This window comes from Streptomyces sp. AM8-1-1 (assembly GCF_032229325.1).
Classification (GTDB): domain Bacteria; phylum Actinomycetota; class Actinomycetes; order Streptomycetales; family Streptomycetaceae; genus Streptomyces; species Streptomyces achmelvichensis.
In genome coordinates this window covers 4,124,644-4,138,971 of sequence record NZ_CP135086.1, presented here as the reverse complement: position 1 = coordinate 4,138,971, position 14,328 = coordinate 4,124,644, and the positions used below count along the sequence as shown (strand labels likewise).

The window sequence follows — 14,328 nt, the reverse complement described above, 5'->3', positions numbered from 1 at the left end:
CACACCGAGGAGAAGCGCGTGAAGAGGCAGCGCGGCAGAGGCCGGGTGACGCTGGCGGCCATGGCGGCGATGTGCGTGGTGGCGGGGCTGCCGACGCAGGCCCATGCGGCCGGGGAGCCCAATCCGTACGTCTTCGACAGCCAGGCCAAGACGGTCCAGGGCTCGGCCGTCAACAGTGACGGGCCGGCGTTGACGGCAGGATCGGTCTACAAGGACACGATCAAGCCGGGCGGGAAGCGCTACTACCGTGTCGACCTGGACGCCCGGACGAACGCCTACATCTCGGCGGTCGCGGTACCCAAGCTCCAGACCAAGGTTGCTTCCCTCGACAAGCTCTCGGTGAGCATCGAGGACCGCTCGGGGACCAAGTGCGGCAGTGGCGACGCCCAGTTCGGGTCTGCCGCGTACGTCAGGCCCGTCGCCGCGTACGCGGACCGGATGATCGACAAGGACAGCAGCAGCTGCCAGGAGGCCGGCGCGTACTACGTCCTCATCGAGCGGGACGGCGACGCGGCGTCCAGTCCCGAACCGTGGGACGTGGAGATCCGTTTCGCCGCTGAGCCCGGCCTGAAGGCGGCCGGTCCGACGGCGGCGCCCGAGAACTGGCCGTCCGCCTCTCCCCCGCCTCCGGCAGGCAGCCCGCAGAAGCGCGCCGGCGGCACGAGCTTCTCCGACGCCACCGGCCTCACCGAGGGCGAGTGGCAGGACGAGATCCTCCCGGGCCGGACGCGGTTCTACCGGGTGCCGCTCGACTGGGGTCAGCAGATCTTCGCCAGCGCCGACCTGGGCACCAGCCCGACGGCCTCCGACACCACCCAGAGCGTGTCCAGCGCGCTGTCGGTGTCCCTGCACAACCCGGCGCGCGGTCTCGTCGACGAGACCGCGAGCGTGTACTACGACGGCAAGCAGAAGTCCGTCGCGCTCGACCCGGTGCCACCGGTGGCGTACGAGAACCGCTTCGACTCGACCGAGTCCACCAGCGCCATGCGGTTCGCGGGCTGGTACTACATCGCGGTGACGCTGAGCCCCGAGGTCGGCGCGGAGTACGGGAGCGGGGCGCTCTCGCTGACGCTCCGGGTCAACGTCAAGGGCAAGCCGAAGGCGGCTCCGGCCTACGACGGCGCCGCGGGCGACTTCCAGGTGACCGAGGACGACCAGGCGGCCGCCGACAGCGGGAAGAGCGGCTCGGACGAGGACGGGAGCGACCCGCTGCAGCTGGTGGCCGCCGTCCTGATCGGTACGGGCACCGTGCTGCTGCTCGGACTGGGGGTGTGGCTGCTGCTGAAGCGCCGGCGGGCCTCCGCCGCACCCGCGGACCCGGGTGCCGGTACGCCGGCGGTGCCGGGGCAGGGACCGGCGACGCTCCCGGATCAGGGGCATGTGCCGGGCGGCCACGCGCACGGTGGTCAGGTTCCGGGCGGTCACGCGCAGGGTGATTACGGGCAGGGCGGCCAGGTGCCCGGGCAGGCTCCGGGGGCGCAGCAGGGTCAGTTCGGGCCGCCGCCGAGCTGGTAACCCGGCTGGAAGGGCTCACCCGGCCAGGAGCGCCCGCCGGGAGGGCTCAGGCCTGGGTCAACGCCCAGATGCCCACGGCGAAACAGAGCAGCGCGACGATCAGCATCGGGACCGCGACCTTCGGGGGCGGTCCCGTTCGCTGTGTGCCCACCCCCGGAATCGGCGTATGCGGGAACGGAACCTGAGGGCTCTGAGCGGTGTAAGCACGAGTGAGAGGCGATTCGTGCCGCATCGGGGCCGTCGGAGCGGTCCCGGAGTGCGAGGGCTGCTCCGGTGTGGGGTGGCCCAGAGGGGAGGCGTGGTGCGCAGTGGGGCGAGCGGGCGTCGGAGCCGGCTGTGGGGTCGCCGACATGGGGGGAGGAGTGACGGGCTGCGCGGGGTGGTCCACGTACGGAGGCACCGCGGGCGGCTGCTGGGGTGGAGGAGTGACCGGGAAGCTGCCCGTATGCGACGGCGGATGGGCCGGCTGTGCGGGGGGCTGCGTCGGCTCGGTGACCGGTGCCGTGTACCCGGCCGGCGCGCTTTGGGGGGACGGCTGCTCGGGGCCGCAGGGGCCGAACCCGGGGGGAAGAGGCCCCAGTTGGTCGAAGACCTCGACCGGCTCGTCGTCGGGCCCGGGATCCGGAAGCATCTCGACGGCCGCGGTGAGCGCCTTGCGGGCCCCTGTGGCCGTACGGAAGCGGGTATCGGGGTCCGGCTGCAGCAGACCCGCCAGGACCTGCCACAGCGGCTCGGGTATGCCCGCGGGAGCGCCCGGGGTGCCGTGGTGCGTGAAGTGCTCCACCAGCGCACGGGAGTCGGGCTTCTGCCCCTGGAGCAGATAGAGCGCGACCAGGCCGACCGCGAAGAGGTCCGCGGTGAACTCCGGCTCCGCGCCCAGCATCTGCTCGGGAGCGAAGTAACCGGGCGTGCCCACCACATGGTTGGTCTCCGTCAGCCGGGGCTCGCCCTTGCGCATGGAGATACCGAAGTCCGACAGACGCAGATGCGGACGCTTCGTCCCGGTCGCCTCCAGCAAAATGTTCGCCGGCTTGATGTCGCGGTGCACGACCCCCTCCGCGTGCACCGCGGCCAGTCCGGCCAGCAGCTGGTCGAGAAGCGTGCACACGAAGGCGGGTGGCAGCGGGCCGTAGTCACCGATGAGGTGCGCCAGCGATCCGCCGCTCACCAGATCCATGGTGAACAGGACCTTGTCGTCGTCCGCCGCCCAGCTCGCGGGAGCGAGGACATGGGGGTGATCGATCCGCAGCGCCTGCTCGCGGACGAAGCGCAGCAGGGTGTGCGCGTCGCTCTGCTGCAGCACCTTCGCTGCCACATAGCGACGGCGCCGGTGGTCCCAGGCGCGCCAGACCGCACCGACACCACCGCGCCCGATCGGGTCGATCAGCTCGTACCGACCAGCGAAGACCTCACCCATGGCGCTGCGCCCGCTCCCGTTCCCTCGTGAGGCGTCCGCCCCGCGTCAGTTCTGGTGCGATTCGTAGTGGGCGACGGCGTCCGCGGTGCGTCCGGCGCCGTACACCCTGAGGAACTCTGCCAGCTCCGGGTGGCTCGAGGCGAGGGAGTCGGCGGCATCGATGATGTCGCCGGCGGCGGCCACGGAGCGCAGCAGCGACTGGATCTCACGGACGACCCGGCGCACCGTCGGAGCTCCGGAGCTGTTCGTGCTCTGGCTCGTTCCGGTGAGGACGGATCCGCCCTGCGACTTCTTGATCTCTTCCATCCGGTCGGTGGCTTCGACCGCGCTGACGCTGCCGTCGGCGACAAGACTCGCCAACTCCTGCAGAGCCTGCACACGTTGGACCACCGCGGGATTGCCGATCTTGGCCCGCTGGCCGCTCATCAGCTGGGACAGCATCGGAGCCGACAGCCCGAGCACGGCTGCGAGCCGGGCCTGATTGAGACCCAGGTCGTCGATCAGCCGGCGGAAGAGCGCCCCCAACGGCTCCCCGTACCAGCTGCGCTGCAGCTCTCTGGCTCTTGCGGTCGTTTCCTGCTGAGCGGCGTCCATGGCGTCTCCCCATCGCTTTCCCCAAAGCGGGCTTCGCTGCTGCGAACCACGTCGTGCATCTTACGGAGAGTGGTCGCCCACCGGGAGCCCCAATCCCTTTTGCAGGAACCGGGGGGTGACCCGGTACTGTGGTCTGCGACCAGGGGCCTTAGCTCAGTTGGTAGAGCGCTGTCTTTGCATGGCAGATGTCAGGGGTTCGACTCCCCTAGGCTCCACACACGAAGAGCGCCCCGGCCTGTTTCCGCAGGCCGGGGCGCTCTTTTTTGGTTTTTCCGGGGCCGCCTTGGGCCGTCCGGGTGGTGTTCATCAGAAGAACCGCCTATGTCCTGCGTCGGTCCTTCGCAACTCGAGATGCGTACACATCATGAGAAAGGTATGTAGATCGCCCAACCCGAAAGCGAGGGGTCATGGCCGCCATCAAGGTCAGGAATCTGTGGACCGCATTCTTCACCGCGCTCGTCGCGCTGCTTGCCTCGGTGGGTCTCACCACCGTCGCGTCGGCCGCGCAGCAGTCGGCCGTTCAGACGCCGGAGCGTACCGATCTGCCGCGTCAGACGCGTACGGAGGCCGTTCGAGGGACGGTGCCGGCGCAGAGTACGCGCTGGAGCCCGACCGTGCGCGACAGGTCACTGCCGCCCACGATCAAGCAGCGCATCAGCGCCGAGGCACACGGTTCGTCTCCCGCCACCCGGCACCTGTCCGCCGAGAGCGACGACGCCGCGATCGAGCCGGGCTCGGACGCACTCGCGGACCGCGCGCTCACCTCGGCATGAGGCGCCGGGAGCACTCACCTCTCCCGGCACCACAGCGCACGTCCCGTTCCGCAGCACCACAGCGCATGTCCTGTTCTGAGGCACCACAGCGCAGGTTCCGTCCTGCGGCAGCACCTGCGGCACCACAGCGCACGACACCGCAAGCACTGCTCACGCTCACCGCATCACCACCGGCCACACGGGCGGTGACCGATCAGCGGCCCTCGTCGCGATCGGCAGCCTCCGCCTCGGCCTGCTTCGCCTGGACCTCGGGATCGAGCGCTTCCGGACTGCCGTCGACGGACGTCAGCGGATCGCGGTCGGCGAGTTCCGTCGCAGCGGGCGGCTCGACCAGCCAGTCGGGGTTGGCCTGCTTGTCCCACCACTTCCAGGCGGCCACAGCGCCGCCGGCCAGAACACCGATGATCGCGAGACCCTTGGCAAGACGCGCGGCCTTCGAGCGCCGCTCGTGCTTCCTCACCAACTTCTGAATGTCCTTCGCCGTCACCTGACCGCGCAGAGCGGCCAGCGCGGCAGCGGAGCGAGCCGCAGCCTCTTCCCGTACGGGCTGAGCGGCGGCAACGGCGTGTTCGACGCGCGGAACTGTGTAGTCCGCCGCCTGACGGGCTGCCCTGCGAGCCGTGATCGCGGCCCGGTGCGCGGCGTCGTCCACCTTCGGCGGCACATGCGGTGCGACACGGGTGTCGTACTGAGCACGGGCCTTCTTGGCGGCCTTGGAGACCTTGGGCGCGAGCCGGACGCGGGCTTCCTGCGCGTAAAGCGCGGCCTGGTCCTTGGCAGTACCGGCGTAGGGCGCCACCACGTCCGCGGCGTGCAGCACGCTTTCCTTCGCCGTACCGGTCGCGGCGCGCACGCTGTCCATGCGGGTCACGGGGATCCTCCTCCTCGGTGGCGTTCTGGGGCCTGGGGATTTCCCCAGTTCGGCACAGTTTCGCCTTTCCGTCTGAATGGAAATCATGCCCGCAGACCTCATGCTCGGCATGTGGGGCCGGGCATCCGGGTCATGTTTGGGAGCTTCCGCTCGACGATGCCACGATTCGCCCCGGAGCGCGCCGCTTCGGCGAGGACTCCGCCGCTTTTCTCCGTGAGCGGCCCTTCCGTGCGAGGATCGGTGGACGTCAGACGAGACTTACGGAAGGCAGGATCGTGGCCGAGCAGCTTTACGCCACCCTGAAGACCAACCAAGGCGACATCGAGATCCGGCTCCTGCCGAACCACGCGCCCAAGACGGTCAAGAACTTTGTCGAACTCGCTCAGGGCGAGCGCGAGTGGACCCACCCGGCGACCGGCAAGAAGTCCACGGACAGGCTGTACGACGGCACGGTCTTCCACCGCGTCATCAGCGGCTTCATGATCCAGGGCGGCGACCCGCTGGGTAACGGCACCGGCGGCCCGGGTTACGAGTTCGGTGACGAGTTCCACCCGGACCTTGCCTTCGACAAGCCGTACCTGCTGGCCATGGCGAACGCCGGCCCGGGCACCAACGGCTCGCAGTTCTTCATCACGGTGTCGCCCACCTCGTGGCTGACCCGCAAGCACACCATCTTCGGCGAGGTCAGCACGGAGGCGGGCAAGAAGGTCGTGGACGCGATCGTCGGCACCCAGACAAACCCGCGGACCGACCGCCCGCTCAACGACGTCGTGATCGAGTCCGTCGTCGTCGAGACCCGCGAGGGCTGATTTCCCGGGCCTGGTCCCCAGGGGAACCAATGCGCCCCGTCCGTCCGTAAGGATGGACGGGGCGGTGTTTTTGAGCGAGGGAGATTGAGGGATCCCATGGACCAGGTGCCAGGCACTCCGAAGGAGCCGCAGGACGCACACAGCCTGCCCAGCTGCTACCGGCATCCCGGCCGCGAGACGGGCATCAGCTGCGTGCGCTGCGAGCGGCCGATCTGTCCGGACTGCATGGTCGACGCCTCCGTGGGTTTCCAGTGCCCCGACTGCGTGCGCACCGGCTCCGGCACCGGGCACGCTCCGGCGGCGAACCAGCCACGGACCATCGCGGGCGGCAGCATCCGCTCCGACGCCTTCCTGATCACCAAGATCCTCGTGGCCCTCAACGCCGCCGTATACGTGGTGGTGCTCGCCCTGGGCGACCGCTTCCTCGACGAGACGCTGCTGATCGGGTACGCGTACAACCCTCAGCTCAACGAGGTCGTCGGAGTCGCGGACGGCGAGTGGTACCGCCTGATCACCTCGGTGTTCCTGCACGAAGAGGTGCCCCACATCCTCTTCAACCTGGTGGGGCTGTGGTTCCTGGGCAAGATGGTCGAGCCGGAGCTCGGCCGCTCCCGCTTCCTCGCGGTCTATCTCATCTCAGGGCTCGGCGGCAGTGCGCTCGCCTATCTGCTCGCCGCCCCGAACCAGGGGTCCCTGGGTGCGTCGGGCGCCATCTACGGCCTGATCGGCGCGTTCGCGGTGCTCGCGCGTCGCAAGAACCTCGACATGCGGCCGGTCATCGCGATCCTGGTGATCAGCCTGATCTTCACGTTCGGCCGTGAGGGCATCTCCTGGGAGGGGCACATCGGCGGTCTGGTGGCCGGGGCCCTCGTCACGCTCGGACTGGTCTTCGCTCCGCGCCATCGGCGCACCCTGGTGCAGGTCGCATGCTGTGCGGGGGTCCTGCTGGTGATCGTGGCGACCGTGATCGCCCGGACCGCGTCCCTGACCTAAGGGCTGGCCCGTGGGGTCTGTCACCCGGCCGACGGGGGCCGTCGATCATCCGGGCCGAGCGGCTGCTTGCTCAGCTGAGCGCAACCTTTCCCCAAAGTTGTCCACAGCGTGTGGCGGATCTTGTGCACGCCGTATGAGACACGTGTGCCCCTTGTCGCTGAACTGGGTTTTCCCAGCAGAGGCAAGGGGCCGAACGCTTCACCGAGATGGCTCATGCAGTCACACCGGCGTCAACACTTTGAAGGTTATCCACAGATCGTCAGACCTTTTCCCCACTGTGGACAACGCTGTGGATAACCTTGGGGCAGGGCTTGACGTCCCGCCCCGGGAGCCGAAGCGGCTCCGGGAGCTGCGGCAGAGCTACTTCCACTGGGTGGAGACACCGAAGCCGGCGGCGATGAAGCCGAAGCCCGCGACGATGTTCCAGTTGCCGAAGCTCTTGATCGGAAGGTCGCCCTCGGTCACATAGAAGAGGACGATCCAAGCGAGCCCGATCAGGAACAACGCGAGCATCACGGGTGCTACCCAGCTGCGGCTCGTCAGCTTGATGCTGGTCGCCTGCTTCGTCGCGGGCGGCGGCGTGAACTCGGCCTTCTTGCGGATACGTGACTTCGGCACGAGGGACTCTCCTGTCGATGCGCTGCGTGACCGCGCAGGGAACTGTGGCTGGCGCCGGGGCTGGAGCGAAGGGGGACCACTGCCGCCCCCGGGCGTCCGTTAGCGTAGTGCTTCCGCGGCGCCTGAGGAGATAAGGGTACGTTGAGCAATTCCGCCGACTCCCCGCAAGGCCCGGTTCACCGCTTCAACTGGCGGGTGGGCCGGGTGTTGACAGCTGCCGTTTTCGCCCTCGCCGGGCTGATCTTCGTGACAAGTTTCAATACGGCCAAGGGTACCGATCTGCGGACCGACGGCTCCCTGCTGAAGCTGTCCGATCTGATCCAGCAGCGCAGCACCAAGAATGGTGATCTCACAGAGTCCACAGCCGCGCTCCGCGGCGATGTCGACGCTCTCGCCCAGCGCGACGACGGCTCCACCAAGGCCGAGGACCAGAAGCTCGGCGCTCTGGAGGAGGTGGCCGGCACCCGGAAGCTGACCGGGCCCGCGCTGACCGTCACGCTCAATGACGCCCCGCCCAACGCCCAGGCCGCACCCGGCTATCCCGAGCCGCAGGCGAACGACCTGGTGATCCACCAGCAGGATCTCCAGGCCGTCGTCAACGCCCTGTGGAAGGGCGGCGCCAAGGGCATCCAGGTCATGGACCAGCGCCTCATCTCCACCAGCGCCGTCCGCTGTGTGGGTAACACCCTCATCCTCCAGGGCCGCGTCTACTCCCCGCCGTACCGGATCACCGCTGTGGGTGATCAGAGCGCGCTCCAGAAGGCCCTCGACGACTCCGTCGCCGTGCAGAACTACCAGCTGTATGTGAAGGCCTACGGTCTCGGCTGGAAAGTGGACGAGCGTGAGGCGGTGACTCTCCCCGGCTACTCGGGCACAGTGGATCTCCACTACGCGAAGCCCGTGCAGTAGCGCCTGGGGGTGCGGTGTCGGTACGGCTGATCGTCAGGACCTTCAGCGAACTGTGCATCACCGTCGGCACCTTGATCGTGCTCTTCGTCGCGTACGTCGTGTTCTGGACGGGCGTCAAGGCGGCCGACGCCTCCGACGGTCAGATCGGACGGCTTCAGGACGAGTGGTCCCACGGTGCGGTGGCGAGCCCGGCACCGGCTCCCGGCGGCACGGCCCCACCCACCCCGGCTCCGCCGGCCCCGGAATACCGGGACGGCAAGCCCTTCGCCGTGATGTACATCCCCCGTTTCGGTGGCAGTTGGGACTGGCCGGTCCTCGAAGGCACCCGTACGGGGACGCTCAAGAAGGGGCTCGGGCACTACGCCACCACGGCCCGGCTCGGCGGCACCGGCAACTTCTCGGTCGCAGGTCACCGCCGTACGTACGGCGATCCGTTCAAGGACTTCCCGCGGCTGCGGGCCGGTGACGCGGTCGTGCTGACCGACGGTACGACGTGGTTCACGTACCGCATCGACAAGAGGCCGTACCGTACGGTCCCCGGTGACATCGGGGTGATCGACCCCGTTCCGCGGAAGTCCGGGTTCGACGGTCCCGGGCGCTATCTCACCCTCACGACGTGCGATCCGGAATGGGGCAGCAGCCACCGGCTGATCGTCTGGGCGCACCTCGACGCCACCCAGCCTGTGACGGACGGCAAACCGGAAGCTTTGCGCAGCTGACCCATGCGCCCCTGCCGCCCTTTAGTCTGGTGCGGTACCGAACGGAAAGGGACGGCATGTACGGCTGGATCTGGCGGCATCTGCCGGGCAACGCATGGGTGCGGGCTCTCATCTCGCTCGTGCTCGCCCTCGCGGTTGTCTACGTGCTGTTCCAGTACGTCTTCCCGTGGGCGGAGCCGCTGCTTCCGTTCAACGATGTGACGGTCGACGGAGCGGGGGCGGCCCGATGAGTGCCCGCATTCTCGTCGTCGACAACTACGACAGCTTCGTGTTCAACCTCGTTCAGTACCTGTACCAGCTCGGGGCGGAGTGCGAGGTCGTCCGGAACGACGCGGTCGGACTCGAACACGTGCAGGACGGCTTCGACGGGGTGCTGCTCTCCCCCGGGCCCGGCGCCCCCGAGCAGGCCGGCGTGTGCATCGAGATGGTGCGGCACTGCGCGGAGACCGGAGTGCCGGTCTTCGGTGTCTGCCTCGGCATGCAATCGATGGCGGTGGCGTACGGCGGAGTGGTCGACCGCGCTCCCGAGCTGTTGCACGGCAAGACCTCGCCGGTGGCGCACCAGGGCAAGGGCGTCTTCGCCGGGCTGCCCTCGCCGTTCACCGCGACCCGCTACCACTCGCTGGCCGCGGAGCCGGCCGACCTGCCCGAGGAGCTGGAGGTCACCGCACGGACCGCGGACGGCATCATCATGGGGCTGCGCCACCGTGAACTGGCCGTCGAAGGCGTGCAGTTCCACCCCGAGTCGGTCCTCACCGAGCACGGGCACCTGATGCTGGCCAACTGGCTGGAGCAGTGCGGCGACATCGGCGCGGTCGAGCGTTCGGCGGGGCTCGCGCCGGTGGTGGGCAAGGCCGTGGCGTGAGTGCCGGGCGTCCGGGGGACGAGTACGACCCCCTGACGGACCCGACCCCGCCGGAGGAGTGGGAGCGGGCCCGGGCCCACTCGCGGGGCCAGGCCGACACCCAGGCCTACCTGCCGCCCCAGGCGTACGCTCCGGCCCAGGAGCAGCCGCAGGCCTATCCCCAGGCACCCGCCGCACCGCAGCGGTACTCGCGCACGCCTTCTCCGGGCTCCCAGGGCTATCCGCAGCAGCAGTCCGCGCCCCGGTCGTACGAAGGGCTCCAGCAGGCGCAGAACTACGGCCAGTACCCCTCGAGCGCCGCCGAGGCCTACGCCGAGACCTATCGGCAGGACTGGTACGGGCAGCAGGAGACGGCTCCGCCGCCCGGACTCGCGGCGCGACCGGCGGCCGCGGTGAGACCCGAGCGTGAGCCCGGCCGGTTCCCCCGACCGTTCCCCGGTTCGGGGAGTACGCCGGGACGCGACGAGGACGACGAGACGGTCGGCCTGCTGACGTCGGACACCCGGCGCGCCGAGGAGGCTCCCGCCGGGCCCGGCCGTGCCGAACGCCGCAGAGCGGCCAAGGGCCGGGGCCGCAGGCGCCCCGAGGCGCCGGGGACCTCCGCAGCGCCCGGCAGGCCCCTGTCACGCGTGGAGGCCCGCAGAGCGGCCCGTGCGGCGAAGGACAGCCCCGCCGTCGTGGCCAGCCGTGCCATCGGCGAGCTGTTCATCAGTTTCGGCGTGCTGCTGCTGCTGTTCGTCACCTATCAGCTGTGGTGGACGAACATCCGTGCCGGGCAGCTGGCCGGCCGGGAGACGAGCAAGATACAGGAGGGCTTCGCCAAGGGCCGTCAGCCCGGTGCCTTCGAGCCCGGGCAGGGCTTCGCGATCATGTACATCCCGAAGCTGGACGTGGTGGTCCCGATCGCCGAGGGCATCAACAAGAACAAGGTCCTGGACCGCGGGATGGTGGGCCACTACGGCGAGGGCAAACTCAAGACGGCGATGCCGTCGGACAAGGCGGGCAACTTCGCCGTGGCCGGCCACCGCAACACCCATGGCGAGCCGTTCCGTTACATCAACCGTCTCCAGCCCGGCGACCCGATCGTCGTCGAGACGCAGGACGCCTACTACACGTACAAGATGGCGAACATCCTTCCCCAGACCGCTCCTTCGAACATCGGCGTCATCGCGCCGGTGCCGGCCGGATCCGGCTTCACGGAGCCCGGCAGGTACATCACGCTCACGACGTGCACGCCGGAATTCACGAGTACGTATCGAATGATCGTGTGGGGCAAGATGGTTGAGGAACGGCCGCGCAGCCAGGGCAAACCGGACGCGCTCGTAGGCTGACGACTTCAAGACGGGAACAGGTGCAGTGTCACGTGCGCGCAGCCGGATCGCCGGCGTCATCAGTGTCTTCGGCGAGCTGCTGATCACTGCGGGCGTGGTGCTGGGCCTCTTCGTCGTCTACTCCCTGTGGTGGACGAACGTCCTCGCCGACCGTGAGGCATCCCGCCAGGGCAACGAGATGCGCGACGGATGGGCCGGCCCGGGGGCGCTCGACACCAAGGACGGCATCGGATTCCTGCACGTGCCCGCGATGTCGAAGGGCGAGGTGCTGGTGAAGCAGGGCACCGACGCCAAGGCCCTCAACAACGGCATCGCCGGCTACTACACTGCCCCGATCAAGTCGGCGCTCCCCTGGGACCCGCAGGGCAACTTCACGCTCGCCGCGCACCGCGACGGCCACGGAGCGAAGTTCCACAACATCCACAAGGTGAAGGAGGGTGACCCGGTCGTCTTCGAGACGCGGGACACCTGGTACGTCTACAAGGTCTTCAAGAAGCTTCCCGAGACCTCGAAGTACAACGTCAACGTGCTGCAACCGGTCCCGAAGGAGTCGGGCAGGTCCAAGCCGGGCCGCTACATCACGCTGACGACGTGCACGCCCGTCTACACCTCGGACTACCGCTACATCGTGTGGGGCGAGCTGGTGCGCGAGGAGAAGGTCGACAAGAACCGCACGCCCCCCGCCGAGCTGCGCTGAAACGAATCCGCACCGGCCGGCCACCGGCACGGCAGGGTTCTGCTCGCCTGCGGTAGCCGACTCCGGTCCACCGCATCGCGCCCCTGGCAGCTCACCCGGCCCACCGCCTCCGCGCACGCAGAAGCCCCGGCACCCTTCGAGGGTGACCGGGGCTTCTGTCCGTCCTTCGGCTCGGATCAGTCGCCGTCTCCGCCGCCGATGAATCCGCCGTTCCCGCCTCCGTTGTTGCCGCCGTTCCCGCCGCCGCCACCGATCGTCGTGAGCGTGATCGTGGTGGTGGCCGGGTCGACCTGCGTGCCGGGCTGCGGATCGAGCGAGGTCACGATGGCGTTGTCGTCGCCGGGGCTGCCGGGCGCGAGCGCGAGGTTCGTGAAGCCGTTCTGGGCCAGGATCTGCTTGGCCTGTCCGAGCCTCTGGGTCCGCACCTCGGGAACCGGCTTCCCGGCCGGCTGCTGCGGGCCCTTGGAGACCTTCAGCGTGATCGTCGCACCCTTGGACGCCTTGCCCGTGGGGGACTGCTCGACGACCGTGTTCGCGGGCTGGGCCGAGTCGACGTCCTGCCGCTCGACCTTGAACTCGAGGGTCTCCAGCTGGGCCTTGGCACTCTCGAACTGCTGGCCCTGCACCGGCGGAATGTTCACCAGCGCTTCCTTGGCCACCTTCAGGTTCACGGTCGTGCCCTTCTCGGCCAGGCTGTTGCCCCGCGGGTCCTGGGAGATGACCGTGCCGGGATCCTGCTCGGAGGACTCGACTTCCTCGACCTTGAACTTGAATCCCTTGCGCTGGAGGGCTTCCTGCGCGTTCGTCTGGGACTTCTCGGTGACGTCCGGGACCTCGATCTTCGGCGCGCCCTCGGAGAGGACGTACTGGACCGTCTCGCCCTGCTGCATGGTCGCGCCGTCAGCCGGCGTCTGGCTGCAGATCGTGTTCTTGGGCTGGTCGCAGCGCTCCGTGCCGGACTGGCTGATCTCGACGCCCGAGTTCGTCGCGAGTGTCTTGGCTTCTTCCACGGTTTTGCCGACGAGTGAGGGCGCCGGTACGTCACCGTTGCCCCCGTCGTTGCCGCTGAAGACGGCACGGCCGATGAGCACCGCGCCGACGAGCACCAGGATGCCGGCGACCACCAGCAGGATCGTCGACGTGTTGGACTTCTTCTGCTGGCGTCGGCGGCCCGGGCGGTCGTCGTAGCCGCCGAAGCCGCCGTCGTCCGGGTTCATGGGCGGCAGCATCGAGGTCTGGCCCGCCGGGTCGGCCTGGCGCAGCGCCGTGGTGGCCTGGTCGTCCGAGCCGTAGCCGTAGCCGACCGCGCCCATCGCCGCCGTCGCCGCCACGGGCTGTCCGTCCAGACAGGCCTCGATGTCCGCGCGCATCTCATCGGCGGACTGGTAGCGGTAGTCGGGGTCCTTGACCAGGGCCCGCAGGACGATGGCGTCCATCTCGGGCGTGATCTCGGGGTCGAAGTTGCTGGGCGGCTGCGGCTCCTCGCGTACGTGCTGGTACGCGACAGCCACCGGGGAGTCGCCCACGAAGGGCGGCCGCACGGTGAGGAGCTCGTAGAGCAGACAGCCGGTGGAGTAGAGGTCGGACCGCGCGTCGACCTGCTCGCCCTTGGCCTGCTCGGGCGAGAGGTACTGGGCGGTGCCGATGACGGCGGCGGTCTGCGTCATCGTCATCCCGGAGTCGCCCATGGCGCGGGCGATGCCGAAGTCCATGACCTTGACCTGGCCGGTGCGCGTCAGCATGACGTTCGCCGGCTTGATGTCGCGGTGGACGATGCCGTTGCGGTGGGAGTACTCCAGGGCCTGGAGGATGCCGATGGTCATCTCCAGGGTGCGCTCGGGCAGCAGCTTGCGTCCCGAGTGCAGCAGCTCTCTGAGCGTGGAGCCGTCGACGTACTCCATGACGATGTACGGGATCGAGACCCCGTCGACGTAGTCCTCGCCCGTGTCGTACACCGCGACGATCGCCGGGTGGTTGAGCGAGGCGGCCGACTGGGCCTCACGGCGGAACCGGGCCTGGAAGGACGGGTCGCGGGCGAGGTCGGCCCGCAGCGTCTTCACGGCGACGGTGCGGCCGAGCCGGGTGTCGTGGGCGAGGTACACCTCTGCCATGCCACCGCGGCCGAGCACCGAGCCCAGTTCGTACCGGCCGCCGAGGCGACGCGGCTCTTCCATAACTGTTCCAGCCCTCTCCGTCAGTCCCGACCGCACCAGCGTG

General features: G+C 69.1%; 15 protein-coding genes and 1 tRNA gene. 11 read left to right on the top strand and 5 right to left on the bottom strand.

Features of this window, described 5'->3' with window-relative positions; genetic code table 11:
* Nucleotides 1-18: 18 nt before the first annotated feature.
* Nucleotides 19-1,515 (top strand): hypothetical protein, encoded by a 1,497-nt coding sequence (locus RPQ07_RS18645; protein ID WP_313945300.1) that lies wholly within the window; start codon nucleotides 19-21, stop codon nucleotides 1,513-1,515.
* A 46-nt stretch (nucleotides 1,516-1,561) separates the two neighbouring features.
* Here the strand turns inward: RPQ07_RS18645 and RPQ07_RS18640 are convergent, their stop codons facing one another.
* Nucleotides 1,562-2,932 (bottom strand): serine/threonine-protein kinase, encoded by a 1,371-nt coding sequence (locus RPQ07_RS18640; protein WP_313945299.1) that lies wholly within the window; start codon nucleotides 2,930-2,932, stop codon nucleotides 1,562-1,564.
* 45 nt (nucleotides 2,933-2,977) lie between these two features.
* On the bottom strand, nucleotides 2,978-3,526 hold the full coding sequence (locus RPQ07_RS18635) for a DNA-binding protein (protein ID WP_313945298.1): 549 nt from the start codon (nucleotides 3,524-3,526) through the stop codon (nucleotides 2,978-2,980).
* Between the two features lie 142 nt (nucleotides 3,527-3,668).
* Here RPQ07_RS18635 and RPQ07_RS18630 point away from each other — a divergent pair.
* Both RPQ07_RS18630 and RPQ07_RS18625 read left to right on the top strand, forming a co-directional pair.
* Nucleotides 3,669-3,741 (top strand) — tRNA-Ala (locus tag RPQ07_RS18630).
* Nucleotides 3,742-3,933: 192 nt separating this feature from the next.
* Complete coding sequence (locus RPQ07_RS18625) at nucleotides 3,934-4,299, top strand: DUF6344 domain-containing protein (RefSeq protein WP_313945297.1); 366 nt, start codon at nucleotides 3,934-3,936, stop codon at nucleotides 4,297-4,299.
* A gap of 193 nt (nucleotides 4,300-4,492) precedes the next feature.
* Here RPQ07_RS18625 and RPQ07_RS18620 read toward each other — a convergent pair whose 3' ends face one another.
* Nucleotides 4,493-5,170, bottom strand: a complete 678-nt coding sequence (locus tag RPQ07_RS18620; protein WP_313945296.1) for a DUF5324 family protein — start codon at nucleotides 5,168-5,170, stop codon at nucleotides 4,493-4,495.
* A gap of 275 nt (nucleotides 5,171-5,445) precedes the next feature.
* On the opposite strand from RPQ07_RS18620, the gene RPQ07_RS18615 reads away from it, so the two are divergent.
* On the top strand, nucleotides 5,446-5,979 hold the full coding sequence (locus RPQ07_RS18615) for a peptidylprolyl isomerase (RefSeq protein WP_313945295.1): 534 nt from the start codon (nucleotides 5,446-5,448) through the stop codon (nucleotides 5,977-5,979).
* A gap of 96 nt (nucleotides 5,980-6,075) precedes the next feature.
* On the top strand, nucleotides 6,076-6,972 hold the full coding sequence (locus RPQ07_RS18610) for a rhomboid family intramembrane serine protease (RefSeq protein ID WP_313945294.1): 897 nt from the start codon (nucleotides 6,076-6,078) through the stop codon (nucleotides 6,970-6,972).
* 360 nt (nucleotides 6,973-7,332) lie between these two features.
* Here the strand turns inward: RPQ07_RS18610 and crgA are convergent, their stop codons facing one another.
* Nucleotides 7,333-7,590, bottom strand: coding sequence for a cell division protein CrgA (gene crgA / locus RPQ07_RS18605; protein WP_313945292.1), 258 nt, complete (start codon nucleotides 7,588-7,590; stop codon nucleotides 7,333-7,335).
* 141 nt (nucleotides 7,591-7,731) lie between these two features.
* On the opposite strand from crgA, the gene RPQ07_RS18600 reads away from it, so the two are divergent.
* Genes RPQ07_RS18600 through RPQ07_RS18575 form a run of 6 tightly spaced genes read left to right on the top strand, consistent with a single transcriptional unit; the run spans nucleotide 7,732 to nucleotide 12,111 of the window.
* Nucleotides 7,732-8,499: a DUF881 domain-containing protein gene (locus RPQ07_RS18600; RefSeq protein WP_313945291.1), complete on the top strand. Its 768-nt coding sequence runs from the start codon at nucleotides 7,732-7,734 to the stop codon at nucleotides 8,497-8,499.
* A 14-nt stretch (nucleotides 8,500-8,513) separates the two neighbouring features.
* Nucleotides 8,514-9,218 (top strand): class E sortase, encoded by a 705-nt coding sequence (locus RPQ07_RS18595; protein WP_313945290.1) that lies wholly within the window; start codon nucleotides 8,514-8,516, stop codon nucleotides 9,216-9,218.
* 56 nt (nucleotides 9,219-9,274) lie between these two features.
* On the top strand, nucleotides 9,275-9,448 hold the full coding sequence (locus RPQ07_RS18590) for a hypothetical protein (protein ID WP_313945289.1): 174 nt from the start codon (nucleotides 9,275-9,277) through the stop codon (nucleotides 9,446-9,448).
* Nucleotides 9,445-10,083: an aminodeoxychorismate/anthranilate synthase component II gene (locus RPQ07_RS18585; RefSeq protein ID WP_313945288.1), complete on the top strand. Its 639-nt coding sequence runs from the start codon at nucleotides 9,445-9,447 to the stop codon at nucleotides 10,081-10,083. Before RPQ07_RS18590 ends, RPQ07_RS18585 begins: the two co-directional genes overlap by 4 nt.
* Nucleotides 10,080-11,414 (top strand): class E sortase, encoded by a 1,335-nt coding sequence (locus RPQ07_RS18580; protein ID WP_313945287.1) that lies wholly within the window; start codon nucleotides 10,080-10,082, stop codon nucleotides 11,412-11,414. Before RPQ07_RS18585 ends, RPQ07_RS18580 begins: the two co-directional genes overlap by 4 nt.
* A gap of 25 nt (nucleotides 11,415-11,439) precedes the next feature.
* Entirely contained in the window at nucleotides 11,440-12,111 is a 672-nt protein-coding gene (locus RPQ07_RS18575; RefSeq protein ID WP_313945286.1) for a class E sortase, read from the top strand.
* A gap of 176 nt (nucleotides 12,112-12,287) precedes the next feature.
* Here the strand turns inward: RPQ07_RS18575 and pknB are convergent, their stop codons facing one another.
* Nucleotides 12,288-14,285 (bottom strand): Stk1 family PASTA domain-containing Ser/Thr kinase, encoded by a 1,998-nt coding sequence (gene pknB, locus RPQ07_RS18570; RefSeq protein ID WP_313945285.1) that lies wholly within the window; start codon nucleotides 14,283-14,285, stop codon nucleotides 12,288-12,290.
* Between the last annotated feature and the right edge of the window lie 43 nt (nucleotides 14,286-14,328).

Coding starts and splice junctions, on each gene's coding strand:
- RPQ07_RS18585 (WP_313945288.1), top strand. CDS start 9,445: ATGAGTGCCCGCATTCTCGTCGTCGACAACTACGACAGCTTCGTGTTC.
- RPQ07_RS18640 (WP_313945299.1), bottom strand. CDS start 2,932: ATGGGTGAGGTCTTCGCTGGTCGGTACGAGCTGATCGACCCGATCGGG.
- RPQ07_RS18610 (WP_313945294.1), top strand. CDS start 6,076: ATGGACCAGGTGCCAGGCACTCCGAAGGAGCCGCAGGACGCACACAGC.
- pknB (WP_313945285.1), bottom strand. CDS start 14,285: ATGGAAGAGCCGCGTCGCCTCGGCGGCCGGTACGAACTGGGCTCGGTG.
- RPQ07_RS18635 (WP_313945298.1), bottom strand. CDS start 3,526: ATGGACGCCGCTCAGCAGGAAACGACCGCAAGAGCCAGAGAGCTGCAG.
- RPQ07_RS18590 (WP_313945289.1), top strand. CDS start 9,275: ATGTACGGCTGGATCTGGCGGCATCTGCCGGGCAACGCATGGGTGCGG.
- RPQ07_RS18625 (WP_313945297.1), top strand. CDS start 3,934: ATGGCCGCCATCAAGGTCAGGAATCTGTGGACCGCATTCTTCACCGCG.